19 protein-coding genes are annotated in these 18822 nt (G+C 42.9%); 8 read left to right on the forward strand and 11 right to left on the reverse strand.

Translation table 11 applies throughout. The features are described 5' to 3' along the window. Positions 1-160 precede the first annotated feature (160 nt). Both V6252_RS12085 and V6252_RS12090 read left to right on the forward strand, forming a co-directional pair. Positions 161-1558, forward strand: coding sequence for a nicotinate phosphoribosyltransferase (locus V6252_RS12085; protein ID WP_341610596.1), 1398 nt, complete (start codon positions 161-163; stop codon positions 1556-1558). Continuing rightward, positions 1552-2412 (forward strand): SGNH/GDSL hydrolase family protein, encoded by an 861-nt coding sequence (locus V6252_RS12090; protein WP_341610597.1) that lies wholly within the window; start codon positions 1552-1554, stop codon positions 2410-2412. Before V6252_RS12085 ends, V6252_RS12090 begins: the two co-directional genes overlap by 7 nt. 111 nt (positions 2413-2523) lie before the next feature. On the opposite strand, the gene V6252_RS12095 is transcribed toward V6252_RS12090, so the two are convergent. Further along, on the reverse strand, positions 2524-2802 hold the full coding sequence (locus V6252_RS12095) for a type B 50S ribosomal protein L31 (protein WP_057761772.1): 279 nt from the start codon (positions 2800-2802) through the stop codon (positions 2524-2526). A gap of 502 nt (positions 2803-3304) precedes the next feature. On the opposite strand from V6252_RS12095, the gene V6252_RS12100 reads away from it, so the two are divergent. Further along, positions 3305-3904 carry a YceI family protein gene (locus tag V6252_RS12100; protein ID WP_341610598.1) on the forward strand — a complete coding sequence of 200 codons (600 nt, stop codon included), beginning with the start codon at positions 3305-3307 and terminating at the stop codon, positions 3902-3904. A 234-nt stretch (positions 3905-4138) separates the two neighbouring features. Continuing rightward, the gene (locus V6252_RS12105; RefSeq protein ID WP_341610599.1) at positions 4139-5230 is read left to right on the forward strand and encodes a GNAT family N-acetyltransferase; all 1092 of its coding nucleotides are present in this window, start codon (positions 4139-4141) and stop codon (positions 5228-5230) included. A gap of 155 nt (positions 5231-5385) precedes the next feature. Here V6252_RS12105 and V6252_RS12110 read toward each other — a convergent pair whose 3' ends face one another. After that, positions 5386-5823: a hypothetical protein gene (locus tag V6252_RS12110; protein WP_341610600.1), complete on the reverse strand. Its 438-nt coding sequence runs from the start codon at positions 5821-5823 to the stop codon at positions 5386-5388. Positions 5824-6380: 557 nt separating this feature from the next. Between V6252_RS12110 and V6252_RS12115 the strand changes: the two genes are divergently transcribed. Next, positions 6381-8000, forward strand: coding sequence for an FAD-dependent oxidoreductase (locus tag V6252_RS12115; protein WP_341610601.1), 1620 nt, complete (start codon positions 6381-6383; stop codon positions 7998-8000). Between the two features lie 131 nt (positions 8001-8131). Here V6252_RS12115 and V6252_RS12120 read toward each other — a convergent pair whose 3' ends face one another. After that, the gene (locus V6252_RS12120) at positions 8132-8815 is read right to left on the reverse strand and encodes a TIGR00730 family Rossman fold protein (RefSeq protein WP_057761780.1); all 684 of its coding nucleotides are present in this window, start codon (positions 8813-8815) and stop codon (positions 8132-8134) included. Positions 8816-9196: 381 nt separating this feature from the next. Here V6252_RS12120 and V6252_RS12125 point away from each other — a divergent pair, with 381 nt between their 5' ends. Further along, positions 9197-10084, forward strand: coding sequence for an alpha/beta fold hydrolase (locus V6252_RS12125; protein ID WP_425355880.1), 888 nt, complete (start codon positions 9197-9199; stop codon positions 10082-10084). Positions 10085-10132: 48 nt separating this feature from the next. Here V6252_RS12125 and V6252_RS12130 read toward each other — a convergent pair whose 3' ends face one another. Next, positions 10133-10855 carry a putative quorum-sensing-regulated virulence factor gene (locus V6252_RS12130; RefSeq protein ID WP_341610603.1) on the reverse strand — a complete coding sequence of 241 codons (723 nt, stop codon included), beginning with the start codon at positions 10853-10855 and terminating at the stop codon, positions 10133-10135. 194 nt (positions 10856-11049) lie between these two features. Between V6252_RS12130 and V6252_RS12135 the strand changes: the two genes are divergently transcribed. Then, entirely contained in the window at positions 11050-11640 is a 591-nt protein-coding gene (locus tag V6252_RS12135) for a M23 family metallopeptidase (protein ID WP_341610604.1), read from the forward strand. Between the two features lie 107 nt (positions 11641-11747). On the opposite strand, the gene phoR is transcribed toward V6252_RS12135, so the two are convergent. The 3 genes from phoR to dtd form a co-directional block, all read right to left on the reverse strand. Continuing rightward, positions 11748-12839, reverse strand: coding sequence for a phosphate regulon sensor histidine kinase PhoR (phoR, locus tag V6252_RS12140; RefSeq protein WP_057761783.1), 1092 nt, complete (start codon positions 12837-12839; stop codon positions 11748-11750). Between the two features lie 58 nt (positions 12840-12897). After that, the gene (gene phoB / locus V6252_RS12145; RefSeq protein ID WP_057761786.1) at positions 12898-13602 is read right to left on the reverse strand and encodes a phosphate regulon transcriptional regulator PhoB; all 705 of its coding nucleotides are present in this window, start codon (positions 13600-13602) and stop codon (positions 12898-12900) included. Positions 13603-13714: 112 nt separating this feature from the next. Continuing rightward, positions 13715-14167 (reverse strand): D-aminoacyl-tRNA deacylase, encoded by a 453-nt coding sequence (gene dtd, locus V6252_RS12150; protein WP_191114287.1) that lies wholly within the window; start codon positions 14165-14167, stop codon positions 13715-13717. 274 nt (positions 14168-14441) lie between these two features. On the opposite strand from dtd, the gene asd reads away from it, so the two are divergent. Beyond that, positions 14442-15278: an archaetidylserine decarboxylase gene (gene asd / locus V6252_RS12155; RefSeq protein ID WP_341610605.1), complete on the forward strand. Its 837-nt coding sequence runs from the start codon at positions 14442-14444 to the stop codon at positions 15276-15278. A gap of 94 nt (positions 15279-15372) precedes the next feature. On the opposite strand, the gene V6252_RS12160 is transcribed toward asd, so the two are convergent. The 4 genes from V6252_RS12160 to fadA form a co-directional block, all read right to left on the reverse strand. Next, positions 15373-16002, reverse strand: a complete 630-nt coding sequence (locus tag V6252_RS12160) for an HD domain-containing protein (RefSeq protein WP_341610606.1) — start codon at positions 16000-16002, stop codon at positions 15373-15375. Between the two features lie 236 nt (positions 16003-16238). After that, positions 16239-16814, reverse strand: a complete 576-nt coding sequence (locus tag V6252_RS12165; RefSeq protein ID WP_341610607.1) for an isochorismatase family protein — start codon at positions 16812-16814, stop codon at positions 16239-16241. Between the two features lie 259 nt (positions 16815-17073). Continuing rightward, positions 17074-17214, reverse strand: a complete 141-nt coding sequence (locus V6252_RS12170; protein ID WP_341610608.1) for a hypothetical protein — start codon at positions 17212-17214, stop codon at positions 17074-17076. Between the two features lie 218 nt (positions 17215-17432). Then, complete coding sequence (fadA, locus tag V6252_RS12175) at positions 17433-18605, reverse strand: acetyl-CoA C-acyltransferase FadA (protein ID WP_057761795.1); 1173 nt, start codon at positions 18603-18605, stop codon at positions 17433-17435. Positions 18606-18822 lie beyond the last annotated feature (217 nt).

Raw genomic sequence — 18822 nt, forward strand, 5'->3', positions numbered from 1 at the left:
AGTCTTTTTCTAATAGCTACTTGAGCAAATTATTACCAAAACAGTTATCACTAAATATCGCACTAATAACTTGATACCAACGCCGATAGACGGCAATCAACCGCCGCCACTGTTCTTTTATTCAAGCAGCTGCGGCATTTCAAAGCAGAGGAGTTCTGTGATGTATACCAGTAATCTAAACAACTTAATCTTAAATAGCGACAGCTATAAGACCTCACATTGGGTGCAATACCCAAGCGGTAGTGAGTATCTGTCAAGCTACATTGAAGCCCGTAAAGGCGACTACGATGTGGTGTTCTTTGGTCTACAAGCCTTTATCAAAGAATATCTAAGTACGCCTATCACTCATCAAGATATTGATGAAGCCGAAAAGGTCATTCAAGCGCATGGTCTAACCTTCAATCGTGCTGGTTGGGAGCATTTGATTGAAAAACACGACGGCTATTTGCCATTGCGTATCCAAGCCGTACCCGAAGGCAGTATCGTGCCTGTGTCCAATGTAGTCTGCCAAGTGATCAATACCGATCCTGAATTTTACTGGCTACCCAGTTATATCGAAACGGCGCTATTGCGTGCGATTTGGTATCCATCCACGGTCGCTAGTGTCTCTCACTATTGCAAAGACATTATCCGTCAAGCATTAGAGAAATCAGCGGATAATACAGAGTCCCTGCCTTTTCGCTTGCATGATTTTGGCGCACGCGGTGCATCGAGCCAAGAAACGGTTGCACTGGGTAGCTTAGCGCATTTGGTCAACTTTGCTGGTACTGACTCGATGACAGCGCTTATAGCTGCTAGTCGCTGGTATCAGATGAGCGATGATATGCCTGCATTCTCTATTCCAGCGGCTGAGCACAGTACGATGACAGCTTGGGGACGTGATGGCGAGACTGCTGCTTTTCACAATATGATTGAGCAGTTTGGCGGTAAAGATAAAGCTTTTTCGGTCGTTTCAGATAGTTATGATTTATGGAATGCCATTGACAATATCTGGGGCGACGCCTTAAAGGATGAAGTCAAAAATATGGGCGGTACCTTGGTCATTCGTCCAGACAGCGGCGAACCTACCAAAGTCGTCCGTGAAGCGTTAGAGCGCTTGGCAGTGAAGTTTGGCACTACGGTAAACAGCAAAGGCTATAAAGTGCTACCTGACTACGTACGCATTATCCAAGGTGATGGTATCAGCTCGCAAAGCTTAAGTAAGATTATTGACGTAGTAATCAAAGCGGGCTTTAGCATAGAAAACGTAACGTTTGGTATGGGCGGTGGTCTATTGCAGCAAGTCAACCGCGACACCATGAGTTGGGCAATGAAATCTAGCGCTATCTCTATCGATGGTACATGGAAGGATATTTATAAAGATCCTGTCACCAGCCGCTCAAAACGCTCGAAAAAAGGACGATTGGCACTGGTAAAAGACGACAGCGGCCAGCTAACAACCGTCAAAGAAAATGAGATAAGCGACCCAACTGACAATCTATTACGCGATGTCTACGTCGATGGTAAATTGTTAATTGAAGACAGTCTCACGACTATCAGGGAACGTGCAAGATGGTAGACACTAATAAGCTGACATCGGTCGCAAGAGACGTCTTACTTGCCCCTGTCTACCTCTATCAAGGTCGAAAAATCAAGCGTGATACAGTCCGCTTGCCTGAACCACATGGCGAAAGGCACGGCATGATTGAGCTGCCTCAAGTGAATGATGAAGCATCAACGCAAGACGCTAAGACATTTAACCTCATGGTTGTTGGCGATTCAGCAGCAGCAGGTGTAGGTAGCCAAACCCAGCAGGAAGCGTTGGTCGGTAAGCTCATACCGATACTGGAACAAAACGAAGCTATCCAAGCAAACTTTACTCGACTCAATTGGTCATTGCAAGCGACAACAGGTCATACCAGCTTTGATATTCTACGCAGGTTATATGTCTTACCTGCTCCTGAGCAGCCTATCGATGTGATGTTACTGAGCGTAGGGGTCAATGACACGACGTCCAATGTCTCTGTGCATAAATGGCAACAGCAAATTGAAGACATTATCAATATTGCACAGCGCAAATTTGGCGTACGAGAATTGGTTTTTTTAAGTTTGCCGCCGATGGCGCAAATGCCTGCAATCCCTGCCCCGCTCAATAACTTTGTAGGTGCAAAAGCGTCGGTACTGGACGAGATATTACAGCAGGTTTGTGCGGCTCATGCTGGTGTCACCTATATGGCAACCGACTTTACACGGATGTTAGAAGAGCATGCAAATGGCTCGGCTATCGATATCAATGTGATGTTTGCCAGTGATGGATTTCATCCTAGCAGTCTGATGTACGGCTATTGGGCACAGCAAATCGTAGAAACCATTATTCAGTTACTAGATTCCATTCAGTTATCGGACTCATCGACTACTGAATTTGAGCGCTAAATAGACTGTTAGCTTTATTTTTAGATCATAAAAAATTAAACCAAAAAAAACCGCTGAATAATCAGCGGTTTTTTATTGCTTAGCAAAATATATTTACACCATAAGTGTAAATTATTCAGCAGCGTCTGCAGCTTTCTTGCTACGGCCACCAAATGCGCCAAAGCGTTTGTTGAAGCTTGCAACACGACCTTCAGTAGAAGTTTTACGTTGCTCACCAGTATAGAATGGATGCGACGCACTTGAGATATCAAGTGGGTAGTATGGGTATTCTTTACCTTCGTATTCACGAGTCGCTTTAGTCTTAGCAGTTGAGCGAGTCAAAAAGAACACGTCAGCGTTAGTGTCGTGGAACAAAACTTCTTGGTAATTAGGATGGATATCTTTACGCATAATATACTCTCTAGGTCCGATGTATGTACAACGTCTAAATACAGCATCAGCGATGATGTATCAAACAAATAATGACATACGTAACTGAGGCACTAAGGACATTACAAGTATGGCAACTGCGTCACTGGCTTATTCCAGCACCCAACACCACCCTTCTGTTCGCTTAGCCTTTCCCCAGCGGGAAAATTAAACCGCGATTTTAACGGTTTTTGACGTAAGACGCAAGGAGCAGTTGTGATAGAGATATGTGATAAGTTGTCACTGAAAGCTCAAGAGTATTGAGATAAACAATTGATTTTAGTACAGTAACAAAGTTAGTTAAATTAATCAATGGCATAAATAAATGTAGATAATCTAACTAAATATAGTCTTAGTTTGCATCATATGTAGTATGACAAAAGGGTACAGCTACGCGATACATACTCACTCATACCATAACTTTTACCAACTCATTTACTTCTCAATCACTCATAATTTAATTAGATTAAATAAGGATCATTTAATGATAAACACTAAAATAAGCACGGCCACGAAAGCACTATTTATTGGCTCAGCATTAGCAGTTACTACTATAGCAAGCGCTACGCTACCAACTCAGTGGGAATTAGACGACTCACATACTCGCGTCGGATTTTCTGTGAGTCATATGGGATTCTCGACCACCATGGGTCATTTTAGTGATGTCGAGGGCATGGTGAATTATGATATGAAAGCACCAAATCAAACCAGCATGAACTTTACTATTGCGACCGACAGTATCGACACCAATTGGGATGCCCGTGACAAGCATTTAAAGACAGATGAGTTTTTTAATGTCGCAAAATATCCAACCATGACTTTCAAATCTACTCAGGTCAAATTCATCAATCCGCAGCAGGCCAAAGTAACGGGTAACTTTACCCTATTGGGTCAAACCAAACCACTAACCTTAGATGTCACGTTGAACAAAATCGCTAATAGCCCTCTTACCAAAGAGCCAGTCGTTGGTTTCCGTGCCACTGGTACGCTTGATCGCGCTGCTTATGGTATGACCGCTTACGCTGACGGTATCACGACCAACGTCCCTATCCAAATTGATGGTGAGCTAGTAGAAAAGAAATAACTGTAAGCTTATAGCTCTCTAATATCTTTCGACCAGAACGAGAAAAGCAGCCTATCCTCATTTATAGAGGCAGGCTGCTTTTTTATTTCCTATAAATTCTTCTACGCTCTAATCATATATATATTCATTATTTTACATAAAAGGTTTTTATATACTTGAAGGCTTCATATTTTGTTGTTATATTCGTATATACGGATTTACGAATATATAACGCAACACTGAGGGAGCAGCAACGTGGATACAGTACAAATTGATTACATAGCGATAGATGCTGAATGGGATAAGAAGGTATCAAATCATCATTTTGATATATACCACTTATCTGGTTGGATTGCGGCCTCAGCTGTTATCGACAAGGGCAAGCCTCAAGGCATCATCGCTCACTATAAGAACAAGGAAGTATTGTTACCCATCATAATTAGACAAATTGACTCAGAGCACTGGGATGCTACTTCCACTTATGGTTATGGTGGCCCATTGATGGAAAAAACCCTCACTGATGCCGAGTTAGACGTCGTACTAGATGAGATAAGAGCTTTTCTTTGCGAGAGAGGCTGCGTGTCTTTGTTTATGCGGTTGCACCCGATTATCAATAAAGAATGGATACCCACAGTTGGCAAAGCACTGACTCACGGACTGACCTTGATGTCTGATTTGAGTAAGTCAGAAGAAGAGCATTGGAGTGAGACACAAAATCGACATCGCCGCGGTATTAAAAAAGCCATAAAAATGGATGTCGTGACAAAAATAGAATTCTTAACTCGGCAGAACGCGATGGTGTTTTCAAACATTTATAAAGAGACAATGCGACACGTCAAGGCCAGTGATTATTACTTCTTTGATGATGACTATTTTTTTAATTTACTTGAAAACCTTCAAGAAAAAATACTGTTGATAACTGCCTATCAAGACGATAAACCAATCGGGTCTTCTATATATACGCTCTGCCAAGAGTCAGGCATTATGCAGTTCCATCTTGGCGGCACGCTGAACGCTTATACACATCTACAACCTTCTAAACTTATCACTCATGTCGCTCGCAATTGGGGACGAGAGAACCGTTATGAAGTGCTACATCTTGGTGGCGGCGTTGGTTCTAATTTAGACTCTTTATATGAGTATAAGAAAGGCTTTAGCTCGCAAGAGTTATTATTCAAGACTTACAGGCTCATCGTCAACGCAGCGAAATATACAGAGTTAGTGGCGGATATCTGGTTCACGGAAAGTGATCTGCTCTCAGACTTTTTTCCTTTATATAGAAAAGAGCCTAGCAAAGAAGAAGTGCTAGAGACTATTCAAGTTGAGCATTTAGCAAATGTTACATAGTACAGATTACGTCTGATACTAGAGAATATATGTGCGCTGCTGTTGATTACAGTAGAGAATAACACCAAAAAAATAAAAAGCAGCCTGCCTCTATGATTGAGGATAGGCTGCTTTTTTATCTTATCGTTGTCGAGTTAGTTTATATCTAACACCTGTTATTTACTTGGAATAACGTGCCAAACGCCAAGTTTATCATCACCGTCTCTGTCACCAACTTTTGTATCGTTAGCATAGAAGTATAAAGGCTTACCGTTCATTGCCCACTGATATTTGCCATCTTCACGTTTAAAGGCAGCGAACTGACCTGAGGCTTTAGCATCACTAGGCGCTTTGAAAATTGGCCACACAACTTGGCAAGCTGCACCGCAATCTGACTGGTTCATAGAATCTTTATCAAACGTATATAACGTCATATGGTTGGTAGCATCTACCAACACCCCATTCTTACTAGTGACTGGTGCTGTATTATTGCTCGTTGACTGTACTTCATGCGTACCTGACATATCATTGCCGACTACGTTTTTTAAAGTAGTACAGCCAGTTAGTGCCAATACACCTGTTAGTGCCGATAACACCATCATATTTTTCATCATAACTTCCTTGTAATTTTAGTCGTATTTTTTATAGCGATAAGCTTGTTGTCGTTTACTTTATCGACTGTCCCTTTTGTTAATTCTGATATTTGTAGTTTTGAACAGTCATCAAGACAGAACCTACGCTTCTTGTTAAGGAAAATAAATATAGCATATGCATTTAAGTTATCTCGGCTACCAATATATATACTTACAAAAGCGGTCGAATTTTACAAAACAATAAAACGAGCTTATTTTCGATTTCACAAGTTTGCCACCTCTCTCGTTTACTCTATTTTTAAACAGACTCGTTCATCTGAAAAACTTCACACATATAGCGACTCGTTGACAAAACTCATGCATCTTCTTACGTATTTCCCATCATATTATCTGTAGTTCTTCGTAAAATAAACCTATAGAGATGAAGAACGGCTAAACAATAGAAAAGATGACTATTGAAGTTCAGATTTGTGTGTTGAACTTAATTACCTTCGCACGCATATCAAGAAATATAGAACATTGAATAAATATACCGAGCACGGCCTAATACAGATGCTATTAAGGATACAACGACGACAATGACTCAGTCTTTTGATAAAAACTACGCTCAATCCTTTAATCGTGATGCTCATTCTGGGGTGTTATCTTATGGGGCAAAAAACACTCAACCTAAAAAGCGCGTTGGCATTTTGGGCGGCGGTACTGCGGGATCGACGATTGCGATTCGACTTGCTGCGTTAGGATTAGAGACCTACTTATTTGAGAAGAAAAAATCACTCATTGATGGACCACCTATGTGTCATTTGCATGCAGGTGGTAACTTATATCGTGAAATACCGGATGAGGATTGCGTAGCACTGCTTAAGCAATGTATCGATATTTTGCGTTTGTACCCGCACACTATTGACGTTCGTCCTACGGTGTTTGCCGTACCGACACGTGACGAAGGACTGCCTGAAGACTTATTACCGCGCTTAGATACTTTGACCGATGCTTATCAAGAGCTGATCGAGCAAGATGCTAATAATAAAGTGTTGGGCGAGCCTGAAGATTACTATCAGCTCTATAGCCATGAGCAATTGATTGAGCTGGCTGAACGTGAGCAAGTCGCTGTACCAAGTACGGTTGATGAATGGATGATTCCAGTCGCTAGATACTTAGATTTGAACAAAGTTAAATTTCCATTAATTGTTGTCCAAGAATATGGTTGGAACATTTTTCGTCTAGCCGCTTCTGCCAAGCTTGCACTGGAAGAGTACGACAATGCGCACGTATTCACCGAAACGGCTGTGCAAAAAGTCGTGCCGGTAGATTGTGAGAACTGTACCAACGCTGACCATCATGTCACCAAATGGCGTATCGACTATCAACAGATCCATAGTCAAGAACACGCCTCTCAGCCTGAGTCTATCGAAGTTGATTACCTAGTCAACGCTTGCGGATTCCGTACAGGTGTTATTGACGATATGGTCGGTGTCGAAGTCACGCGTATGGTCGAGTTCAAATCGTCTTATGTGACCCATTGGGGCGATGCTGGTGGACAGATACCAGAGATTATCGTTTATGGTCAACGAGGCACGCCAGAAGGCATGGCGCAGCTTACTCCCTACCCTGGCGGATATTTTCAGATTCACGGTATGAGTAAAGCTATTACTTTGTTTGATGATGGTCTTGTCGCATCAAGTGAAGACAGTGCGCAGCCAAAACTGCCACAGCAATATGTGCACTATATTGAAGATGGTTGGGATAAAGCACCCCTACAGGCACGTAGCCAGCAAGCAATTGAATATGTAGCTGAGTTCTTACCAACATTTAATAGCGCACGTACTGTTGGTAACGCGCTATACGGTGGGCAGCAGATTCCTGGGCAGGATGATACGCTGCGAGTCGCTGACGTGAGCTTGTACTCTAATATACGCTATGCCCGTGCAGAAAACGTCAAAGCATCTTCGACCTTGATTGCCGCTGATCAAATAGTTAATGAGCTGACAGATCTAGGTTTGATAGAGAACGATACACCTCTGAATCGTCGTCGCTATGCTCATGAGTGGTCGTACCTTGTCCATAACGATGGCCTCGCTGTCGATGAGGTTGCACGTGAGCTCGCTGAACAGCGTGGATTCCCGATAGCGATGGCTCATGTTAATCATAGTATTCGTGAAGTAGCATTGGACGATCTCACGCCTGCTGATGCCTAATAGACATGATTCGCTGATAGGTTGTTAATACATATAACAAAGGAGCAGATAACCGAGATTTGGTTATCTGCTCCTTTTTTGCAATAGCTTTTCATATTTAAGCATTTGCTGTGTATGAATAGCTATACGGCTTAACTATTACTACCAGCCATCTTCTCCGTATCCACAGCATCATCTATGGTCACTACTGTCTGTAGCATATCAATCGCTTCGCTGATGGTATTACACACTACTAGACGATCTAAATCTTCCTGCTTCATAAAGCCTTGCTCAGTGGTATATTTCAAATGCTCAATCATACGGTCATAAAAACCATTGATGTTCAAAATAATCATTGGTTTTTCGTGCTGGTACAATTGACGCCACGTGGCGATTTCCATAATCTCTTCTAATGTTCCTAGCCCGCCCGGTAGCGTGATAAAGGCATCGGCATACTCTGCCATGACGGTCTTACGCGTGTGCATAGTGTCAGTCAAATGCAAGCGAGTCAGCTGCTCATGAGCGATTTCGTGCTTGAGCATAAAGGTTGGAATCACGCCCACTGCTTGCGCGCCGCCATTGATTACTTCATCCGCAACTGCGCCCATCAGACCGATACTAGCGCCACCATATACTAGCCCCATGCCATTATTTGCCAAAGCACTGCCAAGCTCGCGTGCCGCCTGTTCATACACGTCGCCATTGCCCAAGCGTGAACCGCAATACACAGCCACGAGCGGCATTGATAGGGCAGACTTGTCGACTGCTTTTTCAATATTTGTAATGTCTTTACTCGTGATTACGTCATAAGTATCATCGTTAATTTTCATTTGCATATAGCTTCCTTAATTACCTGTCAGTTTTTATTGAGTGCTTGTTGTTAGTGAAGGCTGCATACCGACACCTATCATTTATATTGTCATGCACATGATTCATAAGACAAACTCAGCCAAGCCATACAAAACTTGGAAGTCATATTTGAGCAACTGTCTTGCCAGCATTTATCTTAACATAAGCAATGCTACCACATAGTCACAACGATTTATCACTACGCAACGACTACACTTTCAAGATGCGCAGTTATTGTTCATCATAGCTCGATATTCATTATCTACTAATAAAAATACTAAGGTATACCCATGGATAATCATAACGCCTCTCCTACCGCCGAGCCATCGAGCTCTGTAGTTAATAGCAATCTCACTAGTAAAAGTAATATGAATGACGCGAGCAATATTGATACTTACTCATTAAGCATCATGACCGATCGCAACCAAGCATTGGCAGCCACTGTCTATCGCCCTAAAGATGCGACAAAAAAAGCAATCATGATGGCACCCGCCACAGGTATTAAGCGTCACTTTTATCATAATTTTGCGACCTACCTAGCAGAAAGCGGCTTTGGGGTCCTGACCTTCGATAACGAAGGAATTGGTGAGTCACTATCGACCGATTTAGCAAAATGTAGCGCTTCCTTGATTAGTTGGGGTCGCCATGACATGCCAGCTGTACTTGATGCCTTACAAGATGAGTTTTCTGAGGCTTCTTATCATCTTATCGGTCATAGCGCGGGCGGTCAGCTCATTGGCTTGATGCCCAATTATCAGGCGATTGGCTCAGTGTTCAATGTCGCTTGCTCGTCAGGACGTATCAAAAATATGGGCATGCCATATAAGCTCAAAGCCATGGGCTTTATGGATGCGTTTATTCCATTCACTAATTTAACACTAGGCTATACGCCGTCAGATAAAATCGGTATGGGTGAGCCGCTGCCACGCGGCGTGGCTCGTCAATGGCGTGAATGGTGCAATGGTGCGGGCTATATCAAAACCGCATTTGGCAAAAGCATACACACGCATTTCTACGATGAGCTCAGCATGCCGGCATTGTGGCTTGGCTTTAGCGATGATGATATCGCCAACAGTGAAAACATGGACGATATGATAAGGGTATTTACAAAAATGCCTGTAGAGAAGCGATTCTTGGACCCTGAAGATTTTGGGCTAAATCATATCGGTCATATGCGCTATTTTAGCAGTAAGACCAATATCAAAGCGCCGCAGCTATGGCAGATGGCGGTGACATGGTTGCACGACCAACCATAAGCTTAGCACCATGTCGCACCTTATATAGCAGACCCATGATAATTTAGGTTACTTTTTTACATTTTCTGTTTCATCTAGTTTTAAGCGTTTAGTCAGTGCCGAATACAGGGATGGCTGCATATTGTGAATATTGCCTATCATCCATTTAACATAGTTGATAGGCACATCTTTGATAGGTTTGCCTTTATGCTTACCAAACGGCATCTTGTTCACAGGAGTCGCTTTATTAGAAATAGCATGTGCCGCTGCAAAATCTGTCGGCGCAATCTCTAGACGCTCGCAGCATGCTTGATACAGCAAATAGCACATTCGAGCATCGCCAAGCGCGTCATGAGCGGCAATTGTCATTGCACTCGCTTCACCCTTGCCCAATAACTGCTCGATACACTTAGACTGACCGTAAGCGCGCCATTTTGGAAAAGCTACCCGCGCAAGTCTCACTGTACAAATCAGCTTAGCAGAAGGACTGCCAATCACACGCCAATCAAAACGTACGTTGTGACCAATCAAGTACTCTGGCAATTCAAACTGCTCCAGCTCAAAACTTTCTAATCCAGCCACATCATCATCGGTAATACCATGCACCTTTATAACAATAGGTGAAATAGATCGACCACTATTAAAGTATTTCATCCACTCGAAACCAGTTGCTACATTGATAGTAGCAACTTGGATAGGTCTGGGATCACTGCCCTGATCTGTTTCGGTATCGATAACCAGTGCTGTTTCGCGCGTTGCAGAAATATCAGCAGGCTTAAAAGCATCATTCATAAAGTATTAACCATCAGTAGCATGTCTATGCTCAGCAAAAATGTTAAGTAAATAAACTATATTTGCTGTCTATATCCTTAACCATAAGAATATCTATGGGGGTAAAAACGATAGATAACAATGCGATACATACGTTATCAGACGAAGCTTTTATAATAAAAACTCAAATGACATAAAATATATATGAGACATCAATGCTAGCAGATGGAAACAACCAGCCTCCCAGACCTTCTTTTTTCAGTCGTTTAATAAGCCTATTGATTAAGGCTATTGTATTGCTAGCACTGTTATTTGTCTTCGATAAACTGCTACCCAGTATCAGTCAACAAACGCAATCATTTGTGGTTGCCAAATGGCAGCAATTGAGTCTATTGCAACAAGAACTGCCGACCGAAAACAGCTTACCCAGTCCACTACCAGAGCGGAACCTGACAGACACTTGGGGCGCGGCACGTAGTCAAGGCCGCTCCCACGAAGGTATCGATATCTTTGCACCGCGTAATACTCCCGTGCAGTCGACCACGCAAGGCGTAGTAAGCAAGGTTGGTGAAAACACATTGGGTGGGCGCGTAGTCGTGGTGGTAGGGCCGGGTGGCGCAGGACATTACTATGCTCATCTAGAAGACTATGCTGACATCTCTCCCAATGACTGGGTCAATCAGGGCGATGTGATAGGTTATGTGGGCGATAGCGGTAATGCAAAAGGAACGCCTACACATGTACATTATGGTATCTATATTAATGGCAGTGCGGTCAACCCTTATTCGCTTTTGCAAAAGGATTAACGAATAAAGAAAAGTATGTCGACAACCTAATTTGAAGTAGCACTGAATTGATATCAGCTAAAAAAATGAAGCCGAAAAACCAACGCTAATACAGACCAGAAATTATATTAATTGGCTGTGACGGATCTGACGTAGTTTGAAGGAAATACCACACTAAATGTCGACCCTTCTCCTTCTACTGAATCGATTTGCAACTGCGCTTCGTGCTGGTGTAATACATGTTTTACAATCGCTAGTCCCAACCCCGTACCACCTGTCGCACGGCTGCGACCTTTGTCGATACGATAGAAACGCTCTGTCAAACGGGCGATATGCTCTGACGCAATACCGATCCCATCATCTTCAACCGCGAAACGGCAACCATCAGACGTCCTTGTCCAGCTGATAGTGATATTGCCACCCTTTGGCGTATATTTGATCGCATTGATTACCAAATTGGATAGCGCACTATTTAAGTACATCTCTGACCCGTACAGCCCATCATACGTATCTATATGCAAATGAATGATGTGTTTGTATGCTTGGTTGTAGGCCTGTGCATCGTCGTAGATATTGGTTAGTAGCTTAGTCATATCTATGTAATGCAGCTCGTGTGACTCTTCGATTTCAATCTTAGACAGTAGCAATAAATCATTCACGATTCTGTTCATACGGGCTGTTTGCTGGGTCATCAGCTCAAAACCGCGACGCCATTGCGGCGGCATATCTGGCTGATCGGAGAAATTTTCTAGGTAGCCCATCATCACAGTCAATGGTGTCCTAAGCTCATGCGAGACATTCGCCACAAAATCTTGACGCATTTGCTCTAAGTGCCGCAAGCGGGTCACATCATATACAAACAGCAATTTTTCATCACCAAAAGGGGTCAATTCGCACTTTAAGTAGCGACTAGGATCTCGCCATGATTCTATATGGACGCCATCGTTAGGTATTGTTGTACCTTCATAATACTGGCGGAACTCAGGTACAGTAATAAAGTCAAAGATGTTCTGACCTTTATCCTCTGGCTGTAGCAGTAATAAGTCTTGTGCCGCTTGATTCCACCACTCTAAGCCGTCATTGTTGTTGAGCAAAATCACTGCATCGCGCAAGGCTCGTAGTGCACTGCCGATTTTTTTGAGTTGCTCAGCTGTACTTTGAGTAGATATTTGCTCTAGTAGAGCTGATTGCTCACTTTGTGCTGGCGCTATCTTGTCCATTTTTTATCCTTACCACTATCCGCTGCCTCAATATTGCTGCGGCATTATTTGTACAAGATTAACTTGGCTCAATCAGGCTAGAAAATCGGTAGCCTGTTCCACGTACTGTCTGTATCAATGTATCACAGTCATAAGGTCGCAGTAATTTACGTAGACGTTTGATATGCACATCGATGGTTCGGTCTTCGATATATACATTGCCGCCCCATACCTGATCGAGTAGCTGCGTTCGTGTATAGGCGCGCTCAGGGTGACTCATAAAAAATGCCAATAGGCGATATTCTGTGGGCCCAACATCAACGATTTTACCTGCAGCTGTCACACGCTGACTTTTGGTATCTAAACTTAACTGTCCAATTTCGATAGGTTTGTCGCTACTCATCGCGCTACTGCGGCGTAGTACGGCTTTGATTCTAGAAATCAGCTCACGAGTCGAAAAAGGCTTGGTCATATAATCATCTGCGCCTGCATCTAGACCATGCACCTTACTGTCTTCTTCACTTTTTGCCGTTAGCATAATGACTGGTATTTCAGAGAGTAGCTCATCATTTTTGAGCATGCGACAAAAATCCACACCGCTCTTGTCACCCGGCAACATCCAATCTAACAGTATCAGTGACGGTCTATGATCGACCACTTGCTGATGCGCCTCTGATACGTCAGCCGCTTGCAAGCTATCAAACCCAGCCATCTCTAGCGTCATGACAACCATTTCACGAATCGCAGGCTCATCTTCAACAATCAAAATTTGCTCATTATACATAGGACATTCTCGGTGTTAGAGGACAAAATCTAGCATGTAAAAAGGCGATATATACTCACCAGTCTCTACCTATTAAACGGATTAATTATGACAGCTTGATGACACTCTAAAATCAGATTTCTAGTAAAAAATTGAGCGGCCCATCATTGACGCTCGACACTTGCATATCAGCACCAAACTGACCAGTTGCCACGTTCGGGTGCTTAGTTTTGGCATAGTCGACCAGTTGTTCAAATAACGCTTGCGCCACAGCAGGTGCCATCGCACCACCAAAGTCTGGTCGGCGCCCTTTGTCTGTTTTTGCCATCAAGGTAAATTGTGAAACTAATAATAGCCCACCAGCAACCTGCTGAACGTTTTTATCCAGTTTACCAAATTTGGCCGGATCATCGTCATTTTCAAAAATGCGATAGGTCAATATTTTATCAATCATACGCTGGGCAGCGGCAAAATCGTCTTCGTGCCCCAAGCCAATATATGCCAATACCCCATGCCCAATCTCACCGATACACTGTTGATCGACGACCACACTAGCGTGCTTCACCCGTTGTATGAGTGCTTTCATTTACTAATTCCTTAACAGATTATGGCCATACAATAATATGCTGTCCATGATAAAATACCGTCATTAACTTAACTATTATTAGGGTGTGTTTGATATTCACAAATAGGTACTGCGGATCGCTAAAACTGTTCCAGACAAGGCGTAAAACGACGATAATGCTCATGCCTTATCTAGATTTACAACGTAGTATGGCGCAATTTTAGCCACTGTCAGTGCCATGGTCGAATTTCCAACACGCCCCTATTACATTACACCTTATTTTGGTAGCCTTATTATGAATGTATTTACCACCTTACAACAGCTTGTGCCGCAGCAAAAGCTCAGTAAAGTCGCTGGACGTTTGGCCGCCAGTCGTCATCCTTATGTCAAACGCACCTTTATCCGTAGCTTCGCCAAAGCTTATAATATCAGCTTAGACGAGTACGAACGCCAAAGCCTCAACGCTTATGAAAGTTTTAATGACTTTTTTACCCGCGAGTTAAAAGAAGACGCTCGTACTATCGACGCCACTGCAAATGGTATCGTGAGTCCTGCGGACGGTATTATCTCTCAGCTAGGACAAATCGAAGACCATAAACTATTACAGGCAAAAGGTCGTCACTATGATGTCGGTCAATTACTTGCTGATAGTGAAGATGGCAGTTATTTCGCTGATGGCAGTTTTGCGACTATCTACTTAGCACCTAGCAACTATCACCGTGTGCATATGCCATTTACTGGCACATTGACCAAGACTCGCTATGTGCCTGGCACATTGTTTTCGGTCAACAATACTACGGCGGCTAACGTGCCAGACTTGTTTGCGCGTAATGAGCGTCTGGTCTGTATGTTTGATACCAAGTACGGCAAAGCAGCTGTTGTGATGGTTGGTGCTATGATCGTCGCTGGTATTGAAACCGTTGCCACTGGCAAAATCACCCGCACGGATTATATACAGGAAGCGGATCACGATATGCAGTTTGCTGCAGGCGAAGAGCTTGGACGCTTCTATCTAGGCTCAACGGCTATTGTAGTATTACCAAAAGCAGCGAAGGCTGACTGGCTAGATAGTATGCAAGCCAACGGCGTCGTGCAAATGGGTCAATTGCTAGGAATGGCAAATGCTCAATAACACGCCTGTATAAAAGCACTCAAAATATCAGCCCAGTTAAGTATGAATCATCATGCTTAATTGGGCTTTTTTTATGCCTGCTACTTATGCAGATTTACGCATCAATCAGCCATCCTTGCTGAGTTGCATACTCAATATTATGTGAGAGCCAATCATGAATAGGAGGAAAGCTGTCTTTGATAAATGCATGCGCACCCGCTACCTGCGAGCGCGTAACACCAAGCTCAATCCACGTTTTACCATTGGTATTTAGATTGAGTAAAAACGGCAATAAGCGATCAACAACTCTGAGCAACTGGCTCTCTTTGCCACTTCCTGTTTCCTGCGCTTCCCAAACCTCACCCAAATCACTAATGCCATTACCTCGCTCACGTTGCAATCTGGCAATGCCTGCACGCTCTTCGACGTGTGCATCAGTACGCGTATCGGCATATAAAAACGTATCTCCAGCATCAATCTCACCTAAATCATGAACCAACGCCATCTTCAGCAATTTTTCATGATTGACATCTAGCGCAAATAATTCAGCAATCGACCAACAGGCCATCGCTAAATGCCAAGAATGTTCGGCAGAGTTTTCTTTGCGAGTAGTCTGTGTCACATAGCTTCGGCGATTCACGCGTTTGAGCGCATCTAACTCTAATAAGAAATGAGTGACATCATCGATATCGATATGTGAAGTAGATTCGGAATGAGTGAGTGATATAGAGCTGGCTTGCGACATTGTTTTTCTCTGATTTTCTCTAATTATTGGTTTTTTAATGCTTATAAGTTCTGGCGATTTTAAGTTTCATTGCTCAAGATATTATAGTTAGTTTGATATCTAGCAATGGTTAAAAGACTATTACCGTTATCAAAAAAATAGCGCTTATTTTACCAAGCGCTATCTATTATAAATTAGAAGATAAATGGTTAAATTGACATTTATCCAAGTCTTTAAGCAACTAAAGCTTAAACCACCTACTTAATCAAATTAATAATGGTTTTGAACGCAGGATCTTCGCTACTACGGCACAGTTCAAACAAGATTGATTCGACAGTACTGATTACCCCACCTGCACGGCGAATACGGCGAATTGCTTGCTTCTTATCATAAGGAAAACGAGAACCCACCGCATCTCCAATAATGACAGGCTGCATACCATTGTCCAATAAATCTAGTGCTGTCTGCATGATACAGACATGTGCCTCAGCACCAAAGAGCAACACGGTACTACGGTTCTGCTGCGCCAAATGGTGCCATGAATCGTTGTTATCACAGGCACTAAACGTGACTTTTTCAAAGCTCTTGCCATTATCCCCTTCCAATATTTCACGTATCTCCGGCAACGTATCGCCCAATCCTTTTTTATATTGTTCATTGAGCATGATTGGAATATTGAGCGCTTGTAGGCCTTTAATGAGGGTGACGGTTTTTTTGACGATATTTTCGTGGTCATAGATATGCGGTGTGAGACGCTCTTGCACATCAACGATCATCGCTTGGGTGTTTTCGCGAGCAATTCGATAGGTGCGATCATTAATTATAGTAGACATAGTACACTCCTTGTACAACTGACGTTTATAATTCAAATCCGTTTTAGTTTTATCATGAATATTATCATTGTTGAACCAACTCTTATTTAGTCATACTTTGTTCAGTGCGTCAATGAAGATAAACTTAAATAATCGCTATAAAAAAACCTTAGCTTTTAGAGCTAAGGTTTTTTTATAGCGATTAAGACCATAAATGTGAAAGTTTATCGCTATTTTGCTTTTGTGTGTCTAATTTGGTGCAGTTGGCATCAAGTAGAACTTACTCTTTTGGCGTGTTTCCAGAGTCTTTGCTACCTTCAGCCCATTTCCCTAAGTTATGCGCTTGGCAGCTGTATTTCGCCATTCGCGACGCAGTACTTTCACTATTACCGTTATCCAATGCTTGCTGATAATTTTTCATATAAATACTGTCCGTTGGCTGACAGTTACTGCTTGTGGTAGCACATCCAGCTACTACAAGTATACCCAAAGATAATAATCCCATTCCCAATAAATTTTTCATATTCACTCTAGAAATTATAATAATATAATTAAAAACTAATTAATCGATTTTGATCTCAATAAAAAACTCTGCACGAGTGCAGAGTTTTTATTGGAATCAACTCAATAAATCAATAATTACACACGCTCAATAATAGTAGCGATACCTTGGCCAAGACCAATACACATTGTCGCTAGACCGATTTCAGTATCTGACTGCTCCATCGCGTTTAGCAATGTCACTGTGATACGAGCACCTGAACATCCTAGTGGATGACCTAGAGCAATGGCACCACCGTTGATGTTAACGATGTCTTGCTTGTCAGACAGGTTCAGACCTTTTAATACTGATAGACCTTGAGCAGCAAATGCTTCGTTTAGCTCGATGGTTTGCATGTCATCGATGCTCATGCCAGCACGCTTCAATGCTTTTTGGGTAGCAGGTACAGGACCATAACCCATGATAGCGGCATCACAACCAGCCACAGCCATACTACGGATACGGGCACGTGGCTTTAGACCTAGATCTTTGGCTTTTTGGGCGCTCATTACTAGCATTGCTGACGCACCGTCAGATAGTGCAGATGAGGTTGCCGCTGTTACTGTACCGCCTTTTGGATCAAACGCTGGACGTAGCTTTTGCATTTGCTCCATCGTTGCATCTGGACGAATCACTTCATCAACCGTACATAGTTGCAGACGACCAGCAGCATCATGACCTTCGATACCGATGATTTCATTGTCAAAACGACCTTCAGTGGTTGCAGCCCATGCACGGCGATGTGACTCAAGACCAAACGCGTCTTGCTCTTCGCGCGTGATGTTGTTCATACGGCCTAGCATTTCAGCAGTCAAGCCCATCATGTTTGACGCTTTTGCATAGTGCTTAGAAGCAGCAGGGTTCAAATCAACACCGTGCATCATGCCTACGTGACCCATGTGCTCAACACCACCGATGATGAATACATCACCTTGGTTGGTCATGATTTGTGCAGCAGCAGTATGTAACGCCTGCATAGAAGAACCACATAGACGGTTAACCGTTTGGCCACCAGCAGTCTTTGGGATACCAGCTAGCAAACCGATGTTACGACCGATGTTCAAGCCTTGCTCTAGCGTCTGGTTGACACAACCCCAGATAATGTCTTCGATATCATTGGTATCAAAGTCATTACGTTCTACTAGCGCACGTACTAGTTCCGCTGACATGCTGTCAGCACGTACATGACGGAACATACCGTTTTTGGTTTTGCCCATTGCCGAGCGCACGCCATCTACGATGACCACATCTTTTGGACTTAAAGTTGTCATACCATATTCCTTTTCAATTTTTATTGTCAGTGTAGTCAGCCCAATTTACGACTATTACCTTGTCAATCCCGCTCAAAGTACAATAGGTACATTTGCGCTTGATTTACTCGTACTAGCATTAAACTGAACCAACTATAATCGTACGTTCGCTATTGGAGACGATTCATGTCTCAATTGCTTTCATGCAAAATAGCAAACGTACTGCACTTCATCCTAG

Source organism: Psychrobacter proteolyticus (genome assembly GCF_038155145.1).
GTDB classification, from domain to species: Bacteria; Pseudomonadota; Gammaproteobacteria; order Pseudomonadales; family Moraxellaceae; genus Psychrobacter; species Psychrobacter proteolyticus_B.